A 20,302-nucleotide genomic window follows, 5' to 3' on the forward strand; every position below is an offset into this window, starting at 1 on the left:
GATCTTAAACCTGGGCTACGGTCACCCCTGTACCACCATCTGCCTGTTCAGCGTTGTCAAAGCTCTGCACCTGGGGATGCCGCTTGAGAAACTCGCGGACACCGCGTTTTAGTTTGCCAGTGCCGTGGCCATGGATGATCCAGATGGGGCCAGTGGATTTGGCAATAAAGTTTTCCAGGTCGGCTTCGGCTTCAGCCACACGCATGCCCCTGAGGTCAATGGTGTTTTTGGAGGTGCGTACGGCTGGAGCCTCTGGTTCCTTTTTGGCAACTTTGACCGTTGTGCGGCGTTTCTCGGGTGCTTTTTCGGCAGCGGGTTTAGACGTCGCTGTTTTTTGACCCGTGAGGGATTCAATGTCACTGAGATCGACAATGGTTTTCATCAAGCCAAAGCGCACGGCCACTTTACCGTCACTATCGGGTTCACCGACGACTTCGGCAGTTTGGCCCCCCAGACCAATCAGACGGACTTTTTCACCCAGTTTAGGCTTGTAGTCGGTGATTACTTTTTTGGCAGGATGGTTGCCCTTGGGTACCTGTTGCTGCTGAGCAATGTCTTCGACTAACTCGGTTGCCCTTTGGGCGGCCTGGGCGGTGGGATTTCCCTTTTGCAACTGGCGAATAACCGTGGCAATTTCAGCTTTAGCTTCGGCCACGGCTGCTTGAATCGCTTTTTCCTGTTCTAGCTTTTGACTGCGTTCCCACTCTTTAATAGCGGCAGCCTTGCGTTCGATATCTGCTTTGAGGGCTTCGGCCTGGGCAACGATTCCGGCAGCCTGTTTAGCTTGGTCCTCCTGCCGCTTACGCTGGGCTTCAAGGCCAGCGATGACCTGGTTGACATCATCTTGTTTACTCACGCCCACATAGGTTTGGGCTGTATCAATGACGTTGGGATTGAGCCCTAACCGTCGAGCAATGGTGAGGGCATTGGAGCGACCGGGAATACCCCACAGCAGCCGATAGGTGGGAGACAAGCTGACGTCATCAAACTCCACTGAGGCATTTTCAAAGCGCTCATCCTGATATTTGAGGGCCTTGAGTTCACCAAAGTGAGTCGTAGCTACGGTTAGACGAGTGTGGTTGGCTAGGTGTTGCAGGAGTGCGATCGCAAGCGCACTACCTTCTGTCGGGTCAGTCCCCGCCCCCACCTCATCCAAAAGCACCAACGAATTTGTGTGGTGGGCACTACCCACCGCTGCCGTATTGTCCGCATCGTCTATCCCATCCGCCCCAATCGCATCCAAAATCCGACCAATACGGCGAATATGTCCTGAAAACGTCGACAGACTTTGCTCAATCGATTGCTCGTCACCAATGTCTGCTAAAACCTGATCAAACCAGGGTAGTTCTACAGGTTCACGAGCAGGCACAAATAGTCCCACCTTGGCCATCAGGGCTGCTAACCCCAGGGTTTTCAGCGTGACTGTCTTACCCCCGGTATTGGGGCCTGTAATGGCTACTACCCGAATATCGGGGTGCATGGTGATATCTGTGGGAACCACCGTGGGGCCTTCTTCATGGCGCTGTTGCCACACTAATATGGGGTGACGTAGCTGCCGCAGAACCGTGCGCTCATTGGTTTCACTAAACCGAGGGGGATTAGCCTCTAACCAGAGGGAGTAGCGAGCCCGGGCAGTGGCCAAATCCAACGTTGTGACGATGGCCATGAGCTGCTCCAGGTCCTCGCTGACTGCGGCCACTTGTCCAGTCAGGCGCTGCCGTACCAATTCTTCTTCGCGGGTCTCTTGACGCTCTAGCTGACGTAGACGGTTGCCAAATTCCACCACACCCTGGGGTTCTATATATAGGGTGGCACCGCTTGTAGACACATCATGGACAATGCCGGGAATAGACTCTTTCTGAGGGGCTTTCACTGGTATTACAAAGCGTCCGGCTCGCTGAGTAATCAGGGTTTCCTGCAAGGCCCCTGAATGCCGTTGCATGATGCGCTGTAGCTTGGCATGGAGCTGATCGTGGGTACTTTTAAGGTTTTTACGAATGCCGGCCAGTTTTGGATTGGCCCGGTCGGTAACTTTACCCCGATCGTCGATGCAGTGGTGGATTTCTTTTTCTAATTCTGGATAGGTACGCAGCTGACCCACCAAGGCCTGTAGCACTGGGAAAGCCTCTTCCTCTTGGGCATCAATGGTGCGGCGTAACTGACGGGCACCCGCTAGGGTGGTGGCAATGTGCAACAACTCGTCCCCAGACAAAATGGCTTGACGCTTCGCCCGTTCAAGGGCATCACCCATGTCCTGAACACCCCGAAAATTAAGGGGGGATTTCTCTTCTAGTCGGTAGGCTTCACGGGTCTGAGCCAAAAGCTGTTCACTTTCGCTTTGGTGCTTGGGAATGCGCCCGTGGCGAGCGGCGAGGGCACCCAGCTTAGTAGCGGCAAACGTGGCCCACTGCTGACATAAACGGGGCCATTCTAAGAGGTCTAAGGTTTCGGACTGGATCAAGGGTTAGAAGGGAATATGTAATGCTCTGGGTGGGGAAATTTTTGAGTTCTTAGTTCTTGGTTTGAGATGTCTCTGACCAAAAAGGGCTTGAGGGGGACACAACTCAAAATTCAAAACTCAAAATTCAAAACTCAAAATTAATTGTGCTCTTAACTAACTATATAGCCTCTATCTTAGGAACATGCTTCCTTCTGACTTGCTAATCCATCGCCCTCGGGGTGACTCCATTGATGCAAAACAGCTGCCGCTGAGTAAAGATTGGCTTGCGATCGCAACTAATCTCATTTCTCTATTCCAGGCGACAGTGGGCGATACCCAAGGGAGCCTGAACCAAAAACTGCAAGAACTTGAAGGTGAAGACACCGACTACCGGATCAAACGAGGCTTAGCCCATATCCTTCGCAGCAGTTTCAGCACATTTGAGATTGTCAGCCCTCTAGAGCCTCAGGCATTAAGACAGCGTGTCTTTGCGCTTGCCGCTGCGAATGTGCCATCCCCTACAGCAGCACAGCAGCATCTAGAAAACTTGGCTGGCCAGCTGACCCAGGAACTCGACAAAGATGTTGAGCCCATTCACATTCAGCAGGGATTATACGCTGACCTTAAGGAGAATCGTATTCTTACCCAGTTTGATGCCCCTACATCAGAGGCATTGCTTCATCGCTATAACCTATCCCAAGTACAGGGCATCTTTTATCGAGCCAGTCATGTGGTCTTAAATCTGCACCGTAATGATCCCGGTGAGTACAAGCTGATGTTCCGGTATCTAAAGCTATTTCGGTTGATGGCCTACATTGAAGGGGAAGCAGACCAGGGGTTTACCGTTACCATCGACGGTCCAGCCAGTCTTTTCAAAGCCAGTACTCGCTATGGCCTCGATATTGCCAAGTTAGTACCTGCTATTTTGCATGTGACACGTTGGCACCTCAGCGCCACACTGCAATGGAAAGACACTTATACCAAGGCGCTGTCTGCAAAAAGCTATACCCTCGACTCTGAATGTGACCTGGTAAGTCATTACCCGCCGGGTAAACCCTACGACAGTATGGTTGAAGCCGCCTTTGCCGACCGCTGGATGACCCTTGTGGAGAAGGGGAAAACTCCGTGGCAGTTGGAACGAGAAGTTGATTTAATCCCAATCCCTGGCAGCGTCATGATTCCTGACTTTCGGTTAGTGCATCCCGACGGTCGTGTCTATTTATTGGAAATAGTAGGGTACTGGCGACCAGAGTATCTGCGCAAAAAGTTTGCCCAGGTGCAAAAGTCCGACTGTCAGAATTTGATTCTGGCTATTTCAGAACGGCTAAACTTAGCAAAAGCCGGTATCGATATAGACAATGTACCAGCCAAGATTGTTTGGTTTAAAGATAAGCTACAGCCTAAATCTCTACTGAGCCTGCTGGAAGAGCTATGAATAATAGGCAACTGACGTGACGAATGCTTCTTATCTTTTTCGTATAATTAATAATTAATACGATAGGGATAGCTAGTAAGGCCACATTTCTAAATTAGAGCCGTCTAACTGTTTAACTATCGCTCGTAGTAAAAGTCATTGCTTGAAGTCGACTGAATTCGTATTATTAGCTGGTTACGTTTAATCTAGCCCTCTGATATGGGCTAACTAACACTTGAGGAACTCTACCTATCCCCTGCATTATGACCACGGTTTTGATTGTGGATGACAGTTCAACCCTACGGGAGATGATCTCTGGTCTCCTGATCAAAGCGGGTATGACTGTTTTAGAAGCTGAAGATGGCGAGAAAGCAAAAGACATGATTTCGTCAAGGCCACCGGATCTTGTGGTGCTTGATATCGTTATGCCTAATATGAATGGCTATGAGCTGTGCCGCTGGGTCAAGAACAACGGCCCCACAAAGGACGTGCCAGTGGTTATTTGTTCATCTAAAAATGAAGAATTTGACCGTTATTGGGGGATGAAGCAGGGGGCAGACGCCTACATTGCCAAGCCGTTTCGCCCGGCCGAGATGGTGGAAACGGTTAAACACTTGCTGCGGGGGCGATAAGTATAGGGGGCTTAGGGCCTAGGGAGTGGGTAAAAAGTCCAGCACTTAAACCCTAGACCGCCTCGCTATCAAAGGCGTATGATTGGGCAGATTTGAGCCCATCTTACTGTCTCTATTAGCATTTCCCATGGCAATTCAGCTGCGGATTCACGTTCCTCCTCACCCATTAATCAAACATTGGCTCGGTGTGTTACGGGACGTTAACACACCGTCTGCTGTATTTCGCAGTGCCATGACTGAAATGGGGCGATGGTTAACCTATGAAGCAATTCGTAATGATTGGTTACCCACTGTGGATGCCACCGTAGAAACGCCGCTGGCTCCTAGCCCTGCGACATTTATCAATCCTGAAATGCCGCTGATGGTGATCCCCATTTTGAGGGCGGGGTTGGCGTTGATGGAAGGCGTCCAATCGGCACTGCCTACGGCTTCGGTGTATCACCTTGGCTTTGTTCGCAATGAAGAAACCCTGGAGGCCAGCTGTTATCTGAACAAGCTGCCGGATCAGATTGGTCCCAATACTCGCATCTTGATCAGTGAGCCAATGTTGGCGACGGGCGGTACAATGATGGCCACTATGGCAGAGTTAGTGAAGCGTGGTGTGGACCCGTCTCTGGTTAGGATTGTCTCAGTAGTAACGGCTCCCCCAGCGCTACAGAAACTTGCTGAAGCGTACCCCCAACTAGTTATTTATGCAGGCATTATCGATGAAGGTTTGGATGAAAACGGCTTTATCGTTCCAGGTCTAGGCGATGCCGGGGATCGCACATTTGGTACTAATTAATCACGTCACATCATGAGTCAATCGAGTAACTTCACTGGTGGATTTTTTCTAGGAGCTCTGTTGGGTGGGCTAGTTGGTGGTGTGGCTGGAGTACTTGCCGCCAATCGGATTAATCGTGTAGAGGATGACAAAAGTACAAGTTTTAGTCAATTGTCAGAAGATATTCGCCAAAATTTGGCTGATATAAGTGACGATGAACGCATGGAAATTGCTCGTCGCGGTCTTGAGGATAAAATTTCTGAGCTAAATGCGGCCATTGAGGATGTCCGTGAGCAATTGGGAAGTACTAATGGTCGAGCTGCTGACTATGAAACATCGACCACCGATTAATGCGGTCGGTTTGCTGCTATTGACTTTAGGGGACGCATGGATTTAGCAAAATTGCGCTATATCCGTATCTTTTAGATAGAACTGTTCTGAAGATTAGCAACACTGTCGGTTTATATCGGCTTTCAACACTCTACTAAGGGGTGAGAGGTATCGTAAACTCAAGTTGTAATGCTTTGAATCAAACCCCTTTTAGGTTGTAGAACTCATCGGTTACACTAAACACCAGGCCCTAGAGTTATTCTCTATTTTCGTAAGGTAGGATACCTATGCTTCAAGTCATTCCTGCAGCGTTAGCCCAGTTTATCAGTATCTATTTAGCTCTGCTGTTGGTACGGGTGCTGCTTAGCTGGCTACCAAACTTAGATTGGGGAAACCCTCTCCTGTCTGCGCTTAGTCAGATTACCGATCCATACTTGAATCTGTTCCGATCGGTGATTCCTCCTTTGGGTGGAATTGATTTTTCTGCGATTTTGGCCTTTATTGTGCTTCAGTTTGTTCGCAGTGCTCTGGTGCAAGCAACCTATGCGTTGGCTGCAAGTGGTTACATGGCTTATTCGAGCTTCTAGCGGGTTGCATGCAACAATGTTTCCAGAATGGGCAAAGTTTGTTTGAACAAAAAAGGGCGATGCTGTTAGCATCGCCCTTTTTTGTTCTCAAAGATTTCAATTTAATCTATTCGACCCTGGCGTCTGACTTTGCCTACAAATCCAGAGGCCTTAAAGTTCTTTAACTTGAGCGGTGGGGGTTGATTGGCAGCGATGGACACACGGATTTCAAAGTCGCTGCTGCCAGGGGGAACATAGTCTACGCCACCGAGTCGACCACGATTTTGCATGACTGGATTGTTGTTTTTGTCGTAAATACGACCAAAAATATCAGCATTGAGAATGGGCTTACCAGAGTTGTTGGTCAATGTGCCTGTGACCAAGTAGCAGGTAGCTTTGCCAAGGCTGCCTGAGTCAACGATGCCTTCTGCATATTCGGCTGGGCACTCAGCGTAAGCGAGGTTAGACACATCTAACGGTGTCATCGCCTGGGCTGGTGATGCCATGAGCCCAAAGCACATGATTAAAAAGGCGACAATGGTTGCACGAAAAGCCATGGAAAGAATCAGGGTAGGTTTTAATTATGGTACCGGGTCTATGGTGCCAAAAACATACCCTGATGGCACAAGTGCTTCTCTAAACGGTTTGCTGACGATTGGGCAATACCCACACGAGCACTGGTGTTAGCAAGATCATTGCCAATGAAAAGCTAAGGCAAATCCAAAGTCCTTGAATTTGAGCAGGGTTCATGGGAGGTTTCTCCAAAACGGTAAGATAGTGTGTTAGGTCAGCTAACGGGGATGTCAGATCAATGGACTCCTGTGTCCAAACACCTGACGCGTCAAAAAGTTGTGAGCAAAAGAGCAAGTACTCAACGTTACAGAGCTTTTGCAGAGAATACCCGAAAACACCGTCTGTCTGTTAGAAACTGTAAGATCCGCTTAGTAAGCGTTTACATAAACTCTTGGAAAAGGCCGCTCTCAGTGTTGTTGCCCCCGATAGAGTTACATCTTGAAAGATTTACTTAACTCGTACAAATCGATCGGTCGCCATACAACGCAGTCTTTGGATATCTTCTCGACGAGAGATCGATAAAGGAACGGTTGTTTTAATGGCTTGAACCAGTAACGGTGTATCGAGTGAGCACTGCTCGTGTATGGATTGATATAAGCTTGATACAATAATTTGCTGAATTTCGGCACCGCTAAAGCCCTCGGTAGCCTGAACCAGTTCGGCCATGTTGAAATTTTCGGGAGTTTGGTGGTGGCGATTGAGATGAATGGTAAGAATTTTGGCGCGATCTTGTGCATCGGGTAAGTCCACAAAGAAAATCTCATCAAAGCGCCCCTTGCGTAGCAGTTCAGGCGGCAGCTGTGAGATATCATTGGCTGTGGCAACAACAAAAACTTCTTGGGATTTTTCCTGGAGCCAGGTTAAGAACGAACCAAAGAGGCGACGGCTTAAACCACCATCCGTATCCATGCTCTGGGTACCCCCCATGGTTTTTTCGATTTCATCAATCCACAGAACAGCGGGGGCCATTTTCTCAGCTAGAGAAACAGCTTGGCGAAAGTTCTTTTCTGAGCCGCCCACATACTTATCGTAGAGCCGCCCAGCATCCAGCTTGAGCAAGGGTATTTGCCATTCACGGGCAATGGTTTTAGCCGCTAAGGATTTTCCACAGCCCTGGATGCCTACGATTAAGATGCCCTTCGGTGGTGTGAGATTTAGTGCCTGAGCCTGGGGGCTAAAGCCTGTGCGAGCACGATTTAACCAATGTTTTAAGTTGTCGAAACCGCCCAGCTCAGCCGTGTTTTTTTCAACCGGTATATAGTCAAGTAAACCGCTTTCACGGATAATTTGCATCTTGCGCTCTAGGACTCGACTAATGTCCTTGGCTGTCAGGTGACCGTCTTCTAGGGCGGCGTAGGCAATCACTTTTTTGGTTTGGTTTAGCGTCATTCCCTGGGTTGTGCTAACCAGGGTACGCATTTCCTCTGGGCTTAGTTTGACCTTGATGCGTCCCCGTAATGCCTGTACGGCTTCCACAATGGCTTTATGCAATTCATCCCGATCAGGCAAAGGCATATCAAAATAGACCGCCTCATGTCCGATCTCCCGTGATAGAGATACTTGCTCACCTGAGATCAGGAGAGTGGACTGGTTGTGGGCAAACTGCTGGGCAACTTCGCGGAAAAGTCGGGTGACCACCGGGTCGTTAAAGTGGGTAGAAAAATCTTTGAGCCAATAGATGGCGCGGTGGGCAACGGCTTGCATGTGCCGCAGTGCATCAACGGGCTCAGCCGTATCATGATCCACAGCAGCACGACTGGCTCCAGGTGGTGCATATTCGTTTTGCCAGCGGTTATACTGGTTACCCTCAAGTCGGACTAGCCCTTGAGCAATACTCCATTCATAGATAGGGAGTTGCAAATCCAGGGTGGCTTTGTTGATTAGTTGCTGTATGCGTTCCTCTTCAACTGTTTCCACCACAATGATGGGATGAAACGACATGATTAAGGTTTGCAGGTGACGAACGCTGGCAGCAAAGGGCATAAGGTAACGATCCAGGTGTAGCTGGGCTCAGGATGCCCAGATAGTAATAGAAAGGAAAAGTAACAGATTAGCCGTTATTTATGGGACTACCTGTCTCCTTAACTTCTTCATTGGAGTCCGGTGTGATTCCAGAGAATGGTTCCGGTTGATCAAGAAGAGATTCTGGACTGTCAGGTCCATTGGCTACAGCTACTTTCCAAGGAGCAAAATTAGGAACCTCCCACTGGTCAAGAATATCTTTGATTACGAGTTCCTGTAGCCAGATTTTAGCGACAACGGCAAGCGGTAGGGCTAACACAAGACCGAGAAAACCAAATATGAAGGCAAAACAAATTTGGGAAATTAGGGTGAATGCTGGTGGCAAAGAGATTTGACGGGCCATTACCGTTGGCGTCAACCAGTAGCTTTCAATCTGTTGGATGATGACATACCAAATAATAACTGGAACAATCTTTAAAGGGTTGGTGGGGTCTTGAAGGGCCACCATGGCTGGAAAAATAACGCTTATGCTGGGTCCGACGTTAGGTATAAAGTTGAGAACGCCTGCTAGTAGGGCATGAGTTAGCACAAACTTGATTTGTAATACCCACAGACCGACAAAACTTAAAGAGAAGATAAAAACTGAATTGAGAACAATACCTCCCATCCAGTTGCATAGGGCGATTTCGCAATCTTGTAAAATGCCATCTGCTCGTCGGCGATAAAAGGATGGTATGAGACGTAGTAAAGTGTTGCGGTAAATGGTTGGATTCCCTAAGAACATTAGGGATAGGATTAATACCAGAAGAAATTGGAGTAGAACTCTCAGTGAGGAGTTGAAAAATGTAAAAAAGTTGTTGAAAATATCTAAATTGTTAAAAGCATTGAGTAATGCTGAGTCTGGAGATGTCGCCCAGTTGATAAATTCCTCTAATTCGGGCAAACGAAACTGATCGGGTAAGTACGTTTCAAGTTGAGCCAGCGTTTCAGGGAGCTCGCGAATAGCATCAATGATGAGAGCGATTAACAGTTCAAATTGTGCGACAAAGGGGGGGACTACTAAAACTAAAAAGAGGGTAACGACTAAAAAACTACTCGTCAGTACTAGGGGGACGGCAAATCGTCGGGGAACGCCTGTTTTCTGTACACGACGTGCGAAGCTGTTAAGTGCGATCGCAAGCACCACTGCCATAAACACCAACAGTAAAATTGCCCGTAGCGCCCAAAGAATATAGAAAGTCGCTAAGATGCTGATCAGGCCAATCCATTCACCAAGCTTCACGAAATACTCCTGACTATCACCACGGCATACTATGCTTACTGGTTATCGGATTTGCTCCAATACAGAACTACCTCACCATAACCAGACGGAATTCCGCCCATTTTAGCTAACCTACTACAAATAAAAATCTTTCAAAAGAAAAACTAGCCTATTCACCGTTATTTTGACCACACCCACTCCTCAGTGGCAGCTCCCCAACGACGAGACGATTTCCACCGATTGGGTCGAGACTGTCCAGACGATTGCGAATTCACCCAATCCGCCAAAGCGAGCGGCGGAACTACTGTGGCAACGTGGCATTCGCACCGTCGAGCAACTAACAGCGTTTATTGCCCCTGATACCTATCAGCCTACTCCACCAGCTGCTTTTGGCTCAGAAATGAAGCAAGCTGTAGAACGCATTCTTCAGGCCGTGGAGCATCAAGAAACCGTCACGATTTGGGGAGATTTTGATGCGGATGGTATTACCTCTACAGCTGTTTTATGGGATGGTCTGCGCCAGTTTTTTCCAGATGGGCAGCTCAACTACTTTATCCCTAACCGGCTGACTGATGCCCATGGTCTGTCTATCCATGGCCTTGAGGCCCTGGCAGATGCAGGGACAACCTTAGTGATCACCTGTGACAATGGGAGTACTAACCTCCAAGAAATCGATCATGCCCGGACGCTGGGGATCGATGCGATCATTACCGATCACCACACCTTGCCGGATGAGCGACCGAACGTGGTCGCCATCATTAATCCACGTTATTTTGAACCCGAGCATCCCCTGGCTAACCTGTCTGGTGTTGCGGTTGCCTACAAGTTAATCGAAGCACTCTATAGCTGTCTGACACCCACACGACCTCTGGCAGAGCTGACGGATTTAGTGGCCATTGGTCTAATTGCAGACTTGGTGCAGCTGAGCGACGACTGTCGCTACTTAGCACAAATTGGTATTCGTCAACTGCAGACCCATCTAACAACAGACGATCCAATTCGTCCTGGGGTGGCTCAGCTACTGAAGCTGTGTCGTCGAACCGGCGATCGCCCTACGGACATTTCCTTTGGCATTGGTCCCCGCATCAACGCCGTTAGCCGTATCCATGGCGATGCCCGATTTTGCGTTGAGCTGCTGACCAGCCAAGACCCAGACCGTTGTCAGGAGCTAGCAGAACAGACGGAAATCGCCAATACCCGTCGTAAGGCCTTGCAAAAGGATGTTTACACTCAGGTGAGCCAGCAGCTGAGTGGGGTAGATATGGCCACTGCCCAGGTAATTGTGCTAGCCGATGCTCAATGGCCAACGGGTGTATTGGGAATTGTTGCTGGTCAAGTGGCTCAGGAGTACGGCAAGCCAACAATTTTGCTCACCATTGATGGTGAGGTAGCGCGGGGCTCAGCTCGGTCAGTGAATCAGATTGATCTGTATCAGCTAGTGACAGACCAGGCGCATCTATTAACTAGCTTTGGCGGGCATCCCTTTGCGGCAGGCATGACGTTGCCGGTGGAGAATGTCGGTGTGTTTGCCGATGCCCTGAACCGGCAGCTGCGGCAGGTGGGAGTCACCTCTGGTCCGATGATTCAGGTGGACTTGGACGTGAGCGTATGTGAGCTGGGTAAGGAGTTATTTCAGCAGCTAAATTTGCTAGAGCCCTATGGCATGGGCAATCCGGTGCCCCGATTGTTGATTCGCCATGCTTGGTTTGATAATACTTGGCATCAGAAAATTAAAGACCCAATCTCGCATCGTAAGCTGAGATTTATCAAAACCCATTTTTTGATCAAGGACGATACGTCGACAGCTGGATTTCCGGGACTGTGGTGGGGCCACTACAAAGATGACCTGCCCGTGGGTCGTTGTGATGTGGTGGTAGAGCTAGATTTTAATGCCTATTCTCGACGGAAACAGCCCCAGTATGGCGGCTATGAGGTGCGGTTGATCGATGTGCGCTCTGTGGAGTCTGAGACTGCTGTGTCGATGGCCATACCCAAGCAGCAGGTGATTGATTGTCGTGCCCAATCTGCTGCAACAGATGTATCCGATGCGCTGGTGGTTACCCAGTGTCCGACGGCATGGCAAGACCTGCGCCCCTGGTTTCATCAGGCTAACCAGCAGCATGCGCCTTTGGTGTTGGCCTATGACAAGCCTGAGCCGGTGCCCCCGATTGAGGTGTGGAAGCGGCTAGTCGGTATTGCCAAGTATCTGGCGCGCACGGAGACATGTGTGACGGTGGCAGAACTAATGACAAAGCTGGAGCTGGGAGAGGTGGCGTTAGGAGCTGGGTTAGCTGCATTGGGTAGTTTAGGGTTTCAGATCAGAGAGACTGATTTGGATGCGCCTATGGAAATCGGGGGGCTTTCCCCATCTCCTTTACTATTTTCCTCTATGGCCATCACTCTCCTATATGATGCGAGTCTGGCTGCAACAACAGAACAACAACAGACTAAGCTACGGTTGTTCTTAGCAAGTTTACGAGAAGAACAGTTTCAGCGAAAGTACTTTTCTGATGTGCCTGTAAATGTTGCTCAAACGGTTATGGAGCGATAAGCGTATGAGTGCTAGAACAATCCCAAGCCTGAGTTGATGTCTTAACGTTTCATGAATGTCTGCTGAGGCAACACCGTGGCGCTGTAAGCTGAGCCTGAGCTAACAGCGCCGTGCTTCTATTCTGATGAGAATTAATAAACAGACTGATTTAGAACTTGTTATTGTCAGTGCCAGCGATCGCAACGGGTTGATTTTGCCACTGATTATTTTGAGCCTAACAGTATTGGGATGTATCCTTATCGTTTCTAGTGGAGAAGTGCCTGCCTATGGTTTCTGGTTACTGGCGGCTTTGGGAGCCTATGGCCTGTATATGCTCTACCTGGCGCTACAGTCGGAAACGTTAACCTTGGATAAGACGGTTGATGCAGTTAGATGCGATCGCAAAACCCTACTTGGCACTAAACGTTGGCAGCTGCAATTTTCCACACTACAGAATGTCAGTGTAGGTACCCACAAACGTCGATATAAAAAGCGCAATGGTAACTATGGAACACATTGGTTCTACAACCTAACGTTTGCAACCAGCGATGATCAGAAAAAAGAGATGCTCTACTACAATGATGGTGAGGGTGTAGATGCAGCGTTGCAAGCCATCAAAGAGTTTTTGGGTGAAACACCATTTCAAGGTGATAATCCGCATGAACGGCAGTTCAATGCCTCCAATCACCGCATGAGAATAACACCGGATTATCAAACCTGGCGCGAGGCTATTTTTAACATTGATGCTGGCCAGGCAGGGGGTTTTGACAGTGATATTGATCAAGTGTATGGTGTGCTGATGGACGTTGGTATGATGGATGGGCGCACATCGGAAAGATGGGCGATATCGTTGACTGCGTTTCTATCTGGCGAGGCTTCTTTTCGACCCACATCAGGGAGTGGCATGGTTGGGTTGGGGGCTGACCTCAAGGTGGCCCAAGTCGCTCAAGAAATTGTTCAAATGGCTCAAACGCTACTGCCAAAAGCATCTCCCATCGAGGACCATGCTCTACCTGAACCTGACCTGATTCAGTTTCTCTTTCTGACGCCCGATGGAGTCTATGGCGTGGCAGACGATCTACACCGGTTACAGAAAAAAACTGACGATCCTTTTAATACCATGTTGAACAAGTTCGGATTTATTCGTCAGTTTGCCGATCAGCGTATAGACCAAAGATAGGCCTCTCTTCTCACACATTTACGTATGACATATACGATGTTGAGGGCAAAGAGAACGTTTTCTCATTCTATTTTTATGATTAGGGAGCCTTTAGAATTAAGCTCAATGTACTCTGCTATCTTTGTGTTACGTAGGGTTTGTTATTAATAATTCTCTATGATCATCGGATACCAAAAACCAGCTGACGGTATCTTCTGTTTTCTCTCTGGCAAGGTAGAGATCAAATGGACCAGATTCTTTTTTTTCTCGACTGGTTAGCTGGATGGTAGCTTGGTAGGTGCCTTGAATGTGAAATATATCGTCATCTTGAGGTTCGCGTAGGGTTACTTCAACCTGACGGAGTTTAACGTTGGGCAGTTGAGGTACTTTGGGCGCTAGGTGAATGATTAGTGCCTGCTGGGTTTGGGCCATTTTGATGGCTAGGCCTTGTTCTATGACTGATTGAGGTGGCATGGTGCCAAAACTGCTACAGGCTTGTAAGAGTAAAACTAGGCTAAGCAGACATAACCAATGTAAACGACCCATAATCCTTTATCTACAGCAACGCCCTAATTTTAAAGTTGACCTACCAGGATGTGAAGTAGAACATGGGGATTGTGATTTCCGTTTGTGCTTATACAGGCTACGGAAATAGGGGCAATGCTGCAAAACTCTAGCTAAAGTTTGGGCCTTAATTCTAGAAAACCGCCCAGCATACTGGCTATGATGGACCAGGATAGCCTCTGCTAAATATTTCGGATATTCGGCTAATATTTCAGTCAATTGAGTCTGTAGGAAGAGATTGGTGAGAATCTTTTCTTTAACAGGGTTGGGGATGTCCGCACTTTTGTGGCTTAGGGCTTAGTTGTCCTCCATCACCAGACGGAACCCAAATAGGATATGTCGAGACTCTACAGGCCGATCATGCTGGTAGGCGGCGCGACAAAAACCGGGGAAATCGTCCCAACTGCAGCCCTTGAGGAAAACCTCAGCTCCACCTCTAGTCAGAGTTCTGGTGTACTCAAATACGTTTCCTGCCATATCCTCAATGCCGTAAGGACTCTGGCTCAATGGATAAGTCCCTACATCACTTGTCCCATAGGGACCATTTTTGGCCCAATTTGTCCCATCATCTCGCCACTCACGACCCCAAGGAAAGTAGCGTCCATCTGTCCCCCGCGCTGCCTTTTCCCACTCCAATGCCGTCGGTAGCCGATAGCTGACGCCATCTTGACCAGAGCGCCACTCTGCATAGGCCACCGCATCTCCATAGGAAATCAGCACCACCGGATGATTTTCCTGCCCTGCTGGATATTGGTCTTCATGCCACAGATAAGGTTCCACCTCATTGTAGTCATGGACTAAAAAGCCCTGTTCCTGATAATCCGCTGCCGAAATCCCTGGTGATCGATGCTCTGTTGTTAGCACGAATGCCTGGTAGTCCGCATTGGTGATCAGGTTTTGGCCCATGCAGAATGAAGGCAAGGTCTCTGTGCGCCTGTCTGGTTCCCGCTCAAACCAACCCCGCTGACGGTAGCCCGCTTCGGCTGCAGCCACATCCTCGGGCGAATCTGCAAACCCTTCTGCACTGATGCGATAGGCGTAGTCGCGTTCGGTGCGATCGCTACCTGCAATAAAGTCACCACCCTCCACATATGCAAATCCTGGCATTGCCTCACAGTCCACCTGTGTCATCTCAGGCGTAGATCCAGACGTGACATCCTGACAGCCGATCAGCATCAACAGCGACAACAGACTCAAGTTTCTATGGATTGACCTTGTCATAGCTGTTCCTCTCACCAAGACGTATGACATCTTAAAGCGTTAGCCTGAGAATGGGCTGTGAATATTATCGGCATTATGTCGAAACGGATGCCTGTACTACGCCCGGCGGTCCCAAACCCAGACCAAACTGTTGAATGCCCTCAACCCTAGCGGTCTCGACAACAATATCCCCAATAAAAATAGACGATCTAAAAGTGGCTGTGCCTTTTGCCATCCCTGCAAATTACAATGCGAATCACGTATTACCAAGCTTCTCAGGGCGGTATATTTTATCTCTTACATGCAGTTAACCTTGCGCCTCGAACCTATCTTCTTTCAGCTTAGCAGTACCATCAGCCTGCAAAACCCATAGCTCTTTATGAATCACTCCATGGGCCTTGTTCATCTTCCATTTCGAAGATAAAACAGCTGTTGTTGCATCCAGGACTTCGATCTTAGGTTCGATGTACTCCACATCAGAAAAACCATCATCAATCAGTTGTTGCCAAAATGCTTGGATCTCAGCGTGCCCTGTAAAAGTACCGAAGGGAATAGCCTGCATGATGGCAGATGCCTCATATTGAGCTGTGCAGCCTGCGGCATCACCTGTGTTAAATGCCATTTTCCATCTTGAACTAGCTTCATTGACAGCTGTTAACAAGGTTGAATTTTGAGGGACCTGGTTCATTGTTTGGATTCCTTTGCCGGTATACATTACCCAGGTTAGTGATACTCAAACTGGAAAAACAGTGTCAAAATCGACTTATTTGATGTCATTTCTGACAACCTATGGTTCAGCAGATAACGATTGGTCTCCTGATGTATCCTGGTGCACAGCTGTCAGCGGTTTATGGTCTGACGGACCTGTTTTTTACAGCTAATCGGATAGCGATGGAGCATACCCCACGAACTGTGGAACCATTGTCAGTCAGCCGTTGGCAGCTAGCCCCGAAGTCAGGATCCGTAGAGGTTCTGGATAATACTGACTGCCCAAATCAACTAACGGTAGTCATTATTCCCCCTAATCTTGAAAGCCAAGGAACAGATGAGCCAGACGTTGTGCTATTGGACTGGTTAAAAACACAACATGACGGAGGAGCTGTCATTTGTTCTATTTGTACAGCGGCCTTTGTACTGGCTCGTACTGGCTTGCTAGATGGCCGACCTGCTACCACCCATTGGGCTTTGAAAGAGGTGCTGGCAACTCAATTTCCTAAGGTGCGAGTGCGGACCGAGCAGATGGTAATTGAGGATGGCGATATCATCACCGCAGGAGGTGTGACGGCTTGGATTGATTTGGGCTTGCGTCTGATTGACCGATTTTTAGGCCCTTCAGTAATGCTAGAGGTGGCCCAGTTTTTTCTTATTGATCCTAACGGTCGAGAACAACGGTTTTATAGCAAGTTTGCGCCTCAGTTCTACCATGGTGATGAGGCGATATTGCGAGTACAGCATTGGCTTCAAGCCCATTACAGTGAATCCATATCTATTGCTGATATGACGACTGTGGCCGTATTGGGGGAACGCACATTTTTACGTCGTTTCAAAAAAGCGACTGGCATGAAACCCATTGAATATCTCCAGGCTTTGCGGGTAGGTAAAGCGAGAGAACTGCTAGAGTTTTCTCAAGCCTCGTTTAGTGAAATCGCCTGGAAAGTTGGGTATGAAGATCAGGGTGCGTTTCGTAAAGTCTTTTATCGGTTGATCGGGCTGCAACCCAGTGAATATAGACGTCGATTTTCTGTAGGAGTGATTACTGATGTGACTAGCTAACTTTGAGGCGCAGTTGGTTAAAATTATTTAGAGGCTTTACTCCAGCCCTTTTCCATAGCTTCTGCCTCTGTACAAAACCACTTTTCACCCTGTTCTGGACTGATTACGGTTGTTTGATAATCTGCCATATTTGGTAGGTGATAAATCTTTTTGCCCGTATTGATGGAGATGTTACCTTTAATGGTGCAACCTGGTTTGGTAATGGCAGTAATCAGGCCAGGAGAACGGCTGGACCTAAACTCCAGAATGATCAGAGCCATGGCAGATAGCATAATCACGCCGACCATAGTTTGAATTCGCCCACGTTTTTTTTGCTTAGGGAAACTGGGTTTTGGTGATTTAGGTTTGATGCCTGCGATGGATGCTTTCGCCGCCCGGACTTTTCCTTTTGGAGTGATAACTCGCTGATACAAAATAGTATCGCCCACCTTAGGGTGAGGACTATTTTCTGGAAGCGCACTGATATGGAGGAATACGTTTTTACCTCCATGATGGGCTTTGATAAAGCCAAAGCCTCTGCCTTCTTTCCAGGTGATTAACTGCCCTTTCGTCAAAATAGGTTTCATGGACTGTTCCCTAAACTTGATGCCTATTTTGTAGGCTTACTAGTCTGATTATGGGATGACAGGACAGTATAGTTAACGCTTTTGTGAGGCCATGTAAAATAAAGTTATTGCGGTCAGGGGGGGGAGCTAAGTGATTTGTTATCCCCAACTAACTTGATGGCATTAAGAGACTGTCTATCTTTGATAACCGTTTAGCTAATGAAGTCTTCTTGACAGGTACTTTCGGCAAGCTGGATATGAACCCTCAGTCGTTGACCGGCTGAACAACGAAACGGAGGAATCTGGATGTAATCATCATGCGCCCCAGCTTTTACACTTTTTAGCAGTTCCCCAGTTTCTGATAGCTCTAAGGCGAGCATGACATTGTTAGGCAAGATGGTGTCGCTAGATGGATAAAGCTGAATCCGAATATTACGACGTTTGTTGGCCTCAATATCCACACTAAACATCAGCAACAGATCATCGGGAGCAGTATTCAGAAAGATCTTTTTGCCACAGGTGAGAACAGCTGTTCCGTCAGCATCTGAGCGTAACCTCGATATTTGAGACTGAGGAAGTAACACATCTAAACTTTTCCAGCCTTGCTCAAAGATATTTTCTAGCCAGTCTTCGATGCTGACGGTAGTGGCATTTTGTCTCTTGATATATAGAGCCTGTCGCCACTGGTCGTTGCTAAACAATGCCCCCCACTGGCTAAAACTGATTGCTAGCCTAGGGTCAGGTACATGCGCTAATTGTTGCACTAGGCTTTCCGCTTGAGTGGCGGATAACTCAGGCAGCATATCTATTGGACTAGATTGGACTTGTTCCATTTGCTGGGCGACCCAAAAGGTAGAAAAATCCTGTACTAAATCTATCTCCTTAAGGCGGTAGACACGTTCAGCAGGGTCGTAGTCACTCTTAAATTGAAGCTGTCCGTAGGTCGTGTAGCCCCACAACACCAGGTGTTGCTCATCAACATCAACGTAGGCAGCAATGTAATAATCTGCAGACCAGCCAGGTAGATCAACCCATTCTTGAGGTACTCTTAATTCCGCTGCATCGATTGTTTCGGCAAGAATTACCACAATTCGGTTGTTGCCCAGTGATAGAGGTAAGCCCTCGACAACATGCCAGATGTCAAAGGGGGCTGCATGGGGCCATGAACCCACAGCTTGGTCAAATTCTTCCTGGAACCATGACATGAGTGCCTCTAGCCCCAAAGAGTGTAAATAGATACGCCAGCGAGCAGCTGGATCGGAAATGGACGTACTATGCTGCCACTTGATCGGGTCGGTTGGTACTTCCAGAACAGGCTGTACGGGATTGTCAAATAACACGCTCATTCCAATACCTTTGGTAACTCTGGGGAATAGTGACGCTGCAACCACTCATGTATTACCTCACTAACACTAGCTAGTACGGTAGCTTCATTGGGGATATGCAAGGTTTCTTGACTCCAGGTTGTAACACTGAGAAGTAAGCGTTGACGGATTCGACTAAGCTTACGAGATACTTGATATTGCTTGATATCTAGCTGATTGGCAATATCATTCTGGGTAAGTGCTTGCTGATAATACAAGGTTAACAATGTTTGACTAGGTGCATCTAAATTTGCCACTTCATTTTTCAAGATGGCTCCAATTTGCTGTGCACGTAGTTGCTGTTCTTTATAGTCTTCAGTAGCGAGTAGCTCTGTCATTGGAGTGTCATGGGTCTGTAAAGCATCTAGCTGTTCTTCACCGGAGTCATCATATTGAGGTTGATTGAGGGATGTTATAGAAGGTGTCAAATAAGATCTCGCGATCGCAGCTAACTGGGTGAGCTCTCTCAAGAGTTCTTTAGTACCAACATCTATACTTATATCTACACCGTTAGAGTTAGGGATCAGATTGTAACGAAGTTGGTTATAGCGTGCAGAGATGGCCTGTAATTGTTCTTTGTTTGGAGGCTGTAATCCGCGAACCAACCGCCCTGGCTCAGGGATGCAAACATCTTTAAAACATTTCCAGATCAAGATTAAGGGGTCTAAGTGGATGTATCCGGCTGACTGTAGGGAGTTTTTTAACTGCGTTTGACTCAGTCTGCGTAATAATCCCCAGTCGCTACTGATGTTAATGGCTTGTTGCTGGCGCAGTTGGTCTCTAAGGCAGTTGCCAAATGCAGTGCGGGCATAGGCTCTGAGATTGCTGCTGTAGTCAGGATTGTAGCCATTGAGAATTCGATCAACGTGTGCGATCGCAATCTGAAAGCCATCTGCAAGGGAGCACTGAACCATGGGAAACCGACGGGTCACATGATCGGCTGCCCAATAGCAGGGTTCTTGCAAATAGGCCCATAGATGTTTGGTGGCGTCAGGAGTCTCCTCTCTGAGTCGATACCAATATAGGACCCAATCCTTTTCTGAATGCTCCAATGGTCTATTTTGAAGCAGTTGCTGTTGCATGTTTCTGGCCAGGCGTGGCTCAGATACCCATGCATCAAACCGATCTCCCTCGAACTGGATAAATGTGGAGAAAATTGCCAAAATGTCAGTCCGGGGACGCATTGTCTAATTACAAAATTGCACAGCAGTACGTTGACAAATCCT

General features: G+C 48.1%; 19 protein-coding genes. 8 read left to right on the forward strand and 11 right to left on the reverse strand.

Annotated elements, in window-relative coordinates:
* Positions 1-4: 4 nt before the first annotated feature.
* Positions 5-2,461 carry an endonuclease MutS2 gene (locus QGP82_RS30310; protein ID WP_499061868.1) on the reverse strand — a complete coding sequence of 819 codons (2,457 nt, stop codon included), beginning with the start codon at positions 2,459-2,461 and terminating at the stop codon, positions 5-7.
* A 181-nt stretch (positions 2,462-2,642) separates the two neighbouring features.
* Here QGP82_RS30310 and QGP82_RS30315 point away from each other — a divergent pair, with 181 nt between their 5' ends.
* The 5 genes from QGP82_RS30315 to QGP82_RS30335 all read left to right on the forward strand — a co-directional run bounded on the left by QGP82_RS30315 (position 2,643) and on the right by QGP82_RS30335 (position 6,166).
* On the forward strand, positions 2,643-3,875 hold the full coding sequence (locus QGP82_RS30315; RefSeq protein WP_499061869.1) for a DUF790 family protein: 1,233 nt from the start codon (positions 2,643-2,645) through the stop codon (positions 3,873-3,875).
* A 242-nt stretch (positions 3,876-4,117) separates the two neighbouring features.
* Positions 4,118-4,486: a response regulator transcription factor gene (locus QGP82_RS30320; RefSeq protein WP_006515114.1), complete on the forward strand. Its 369-nt coding sequence runs from the start codon at positions 4,118-4,120 to the stop codon at positions 4,484-4,486.
* A 127-nt stretch (positions 4,487-4,613) separates the two neighbouring features.
* Positions 4,614-5,270, forward strand: a complete 657-nt coding sequence (gene upp, locus QGP82_RS30325; RefSeq protein WP_006515113.1) for a uracil phosphoribosyltransferase — start codon at positions 4,614-4,616, stop codon at positions 5,268-5,270.
* A 12-nt stretch (positions 5,271-5,282) separates the two neighbouring features.
* Positions 5,283-5,600 (forward strand): ssl2009 family thylakoid membrane protein, encoded by a 318-nt coding sequence (locus QGP82_RS30330; RefSeq protein ID WP_163660767.1) that lies wholly within the window; start codon positions 5,283-5,285, stop codon positions 5,598-5,600.
* 266 nt (positions 5,601-5,866) lie between these two features.
* Positions 5,867-6,166 carry a YggT family protein gene (locus QGP82_RS30335; protein ID WP_006515111.1) on the forward strand — a complete coding sequence of 100 codons (300 nt, stop codon included), beginning with the start codon at positions 5,867-5,869 and terminating at the stop codon, positions 6,164-6,166.
* Positions 6,167-6,267: 101 nt separating this feature from the next.
* Here the strand turns inward: QGP82_RS30335 and QGP82_RS30340 are convergent, their stop codons facing one another.
* The 3 genes from QGP82_RS30340 to QGP82_RS30350 all read right to left on the reverse strand — a co-directional run bounded on the left by QGP82_RS30340 (position 6,268) and on the right by QGP82_RS30350 (position 9,962).
* Positions 6,268-6,702, reverse strand: a complete 435-nt coding sequence (locus tag QGP82_RS30340) for an FxLYD domain-containing protein (protein ID WP_163660769.1) — start codon at positions 6,700-6,702, stop codon at positions 6,268-6,270.
* Positions 6,703-7,165: 463 nt separating this feature from the next.
* Positions 7,166-8,701 carry an AAA family ATPase gene (locus QGP82_RS30345; RefSeq protein WP_499061870.1) on the reverse strand — a complete coding sequence of 512 codons (1,536 nt, stop codon included), beginning with the start codon at positions 8,699-8,701 and terminating at the stop codon, positions 7,166-7,168.
* A gap of 67 nt (positions 8,702-8,768) precedes the next feature.
* The gene (locus QGP82_RS30350; protein ID WP_163660773.1) at positions 8,769-9,962 is read right to left on the reverse strand and encodes an AI-2E family transporter; all 1,194 of its coding nucleotides are present in this window, start codon (positions 9,960-9,962) and stop codon (positions 8,769-8,771) included.
* A gap of 163 nt (positions 9,963-10,125) precedes the next feature.
* Here QGP82_RS30350 and recJ point away from each other — a divergent pair, with 163 nt between their 5' ends.
* Both recJ and QGP82_RS30360 read left to right on the forward strand, forming a co-directional pair.
* Positions 10,126-12,492 carry a single-stranded-DNA-specific exonuclease RecJ gene (gene recJ / locus QGP82_RS30355; protein WP_163660775.1) on the forward strand — a complete coding sequence of 789 codons (2,367 nt, stop codon included), beginning with the start codon at positions 10,126-10,128 and terminating at the stop codon, positions 12,490-12,492.
* A gap of 124 nt (positions 12,493-12,616) precedes the next feature.
* Entirely contained in the window at positions 12,617-13,651 is a 1,035-nt protein-coding gene (locus QGP82_RS30360) for a hypothetical protein (RefSeq protein WP_499061871.1), read from the forward strand.
* A gap of 126 nt (positions 13,652-13,777) precedes the next feature.
* On the opposite strand, the gene QGP82_RS30365 is transcribed toward QGP82_RS30360, so the two are convergent.
* The 4 genes from QGP82_RS30365 to QGP82_RS30380 form a co-directional block, all read right to left on the reverse strand.
* Entirely contained in the window at positions 13,778-14,104 is a 327-nt protein-coding gene (locus tag QGP82_RS30365) for a hypothetical protein (RefSeq protein WP_163660779.1), read from the reverse strand.
* A 387-nt stretch (positions 14,105-14,491) separates the two neighbouring features.
* Positions 14,492-15,415: a formylglycine-generating enzyme family protein gene (locus tag QGP82_RS30370; RefSeq protein ID WP_499061872.1), complete on the reverse strand. Its 924-nt coding sequence runs from the start codon at positions 15,413-15,415 to the stop codon at positions 14,492-14,494.
* A 73-nt stretch (positions 15,416-15,488) separates the two neighbouring features.
* Positions 15,489-15,629: a hypothetical protein gene (locus QGP82_RS30375; protein ID WP_163696898.1), complete on the reverse strand. Its 141-nt coding sequence runs from the start codon at positions 15,627-15,629 to the stop codon at positions 15,489-15,491.
* Between the two features lie 72 nt (positions 15,630-15,701).
* On the reverse strand, positions 15,702-16,082 hold the full coding sequence (locus tag QGP82_RS30380; RefSeq protein ID WP_163696896.1) for a Cif family virulence factor: 381 nt from the start codon (positions 16,080-16,082) through the stop codon (positions 15,702-15,704).
* A 101-nt stretch (positions 16,083-16,183) separates the two neighbouring features.
* On the opposite strand from QGP82_RS30380, the gene QGP82_RS30385 reads away from it, so the two are divergent.
* Entirely contained in the window at positions 16,184-17,167 is a 984-nt protein-coding gene (locus tag QGP82_RS30385; RefSeq protein WP_499061873.1) for a GlxA family transcriptional regulator, read from the forward strand.
* 23 nt (positions 17,168-17,190) lie between these two features.
* On the opposite strand, the gene QGP82_RS30390 is transcribed toward QGP82_RS30385, so the two are convergent.
* From QGP82_RS30390 to QGP82_RS30400, 3 genes are all read right to left on the reverse strand, one after another.
* A complete protein-coding gene (locus QGP82_RS30390; protein WP_499061875.1) occupies positions 17,191-17,733 on the reverse strand; it encodes a cold shock domain-containing protein in 543 nt (180 codons plus the stop codon).
* Between the two features lie 191 nt (positions 17,734-17,924).
* Entirely contained in the window at positions 17,925-19,058 is a 1,134-nt protein-coding gene (locus tag QGP82_RS30395) for a DUF1822 family protein (RefSeq protein WP_499061876.1), read from the reverse strand.
* Positions 19,055-20,260, reverse strand: coding sequence for a sigma-70 family RNA polymerase sigma factor (locus QGP82_RS30400; protein ID WP_499061878.1), 1,206 nt, complete (start codon positions 20,258-20,260; stop codon positions 19,055-19,057). The genes QGP82_RS30395 and QGP82_RS30400 overlap by 4 nt, the downstream gene beginning before the upstream one ends.
* Positions 20,261-20,302: the final 42 nt, after the last annotated feature.

Origin of the sequence: Leptothoe sp. LEGE 181152, from assembly GCF_032906605.1 — a bacterium.
In the GTDB taxonomy this organism is placed as follows: Bacteria; Cyanobacteriota; Cyanobacteriia; order Phormidesmidales; family Phormidesmidaceae; genus Leptothoe; species Leptothoe turfae.

Bases quoted from the DNA above. Each gene is read 5' to 3' on its own strand.
- QGP82_RS30315 (WP_499061869.1), top strand. From the start codon at position 2,643: ATGCTTCCTTCTGACTTGCTAATCCATCGCCCTCGGGGTGACTCCATT.
- QGP82_RS30320 (WP_006515114.1), top strand. From the start codon at position 4,118: ATGACCACGGTTTTGATTGTGGATGACAGTTCAACCCTACGGGAGATG.
- upp (WP_006515113.1), top strand. From the start codon at position 4,614: ATGGCAATTCAGCTGCGGATTCACGTTCCTCCTCACCCATTAATCAAA.
- QGP82_RS30330 (WP_163660767.1), top strand. From the start codon at position 5,283: ATGAGTCAATCGAGTAACTTCACTGGTGGATTTTTTCTAGGAGCTCTG.
- QGP82_RS30335 (WP_006515111.1), top strand. From the start codon at position 5,867: ATGCTTCAAGTCATTCCTGCAGCGTTAGCCCAGTTTATCAGTATCTAT.
- QGP82_RS30340 (WP_163660769.1), bottom strand. From the start codon at position 6,702: ATGGCTTTTCGTGCAACCATTGTCGCCTTTTTAATCATGTGCTTTGGG.
- QGP82_RS30345 (WP_499061870.1), bottom strand. From the start codon at position 8,701: ATGCCCTTTGCTGCCAGCGTTCGTCACCTGCAAACCTTAATCATGTCG.
- QGP82_RS30360 (WP_499061871.1), top strand. From the start codon at position 12,617: ATGAGAATTAATAAACAGACTGATTTAGAACTTGTTATTGTCAGTGCC.
- QGP82_RS30365 (WP_163660779.1), bottom strand. From the start codon at position 14,104: ATGCCACCTCAATCAGTCATAGAACAAGGCCTAGCCATCAAAATGGCC.
- QGP82_RS30370 (WP_499061872.1), bottom strand. From the start codon at position 15,415: ATGACAAGGTCAATCCATAGAAACTTGAGTCTGTTGTCGCTGTTGATG.
- QGP82_RS30375 (WP_163696898.1), bottom strand. From the start codon at position 15,629: ATGGCAAAAGGCACAGCCACTTTTAGATCGTCTATTTTTATTGGGGAT.
- QGP82_RS30380 (WP_163696896.1), bottom strand. From the start codon at position 16,082: ATGAACCAGGTCCCTCAAAATTCAACCTTGTTAACAGCTGTCAATGAA.
- QGP82_RS30385 (WP_499061873.1), top strand. From the start codon at position 16,184: ATGGTTCAGCAGATAACGATTGGTCTCCTGATGTATCCTGGTGCACAG.
- QGP82_RS30390 (WP_499061875.1), bottom strand. From the start codon at position 17,733: ATGAAACCTATTTTGACGAAAGGGCAGTTAATCACCTGGAAAGAAGGC.
- QGP82_RS30395 (WP_499061876.1), bottom strand. From the start codon at position 19,058: ATGAGCGTGTTATTTGACAATCCCGTACAGCCTGTTCTGGAAGTACCA.
- QGP82_RS30400 (WP_499061878.1), bottom strand. From the start codon at position 20,260: ATGCGTCCCCGGACTGACATTTTGGCAATTTTCTCCACATTTATCCAG.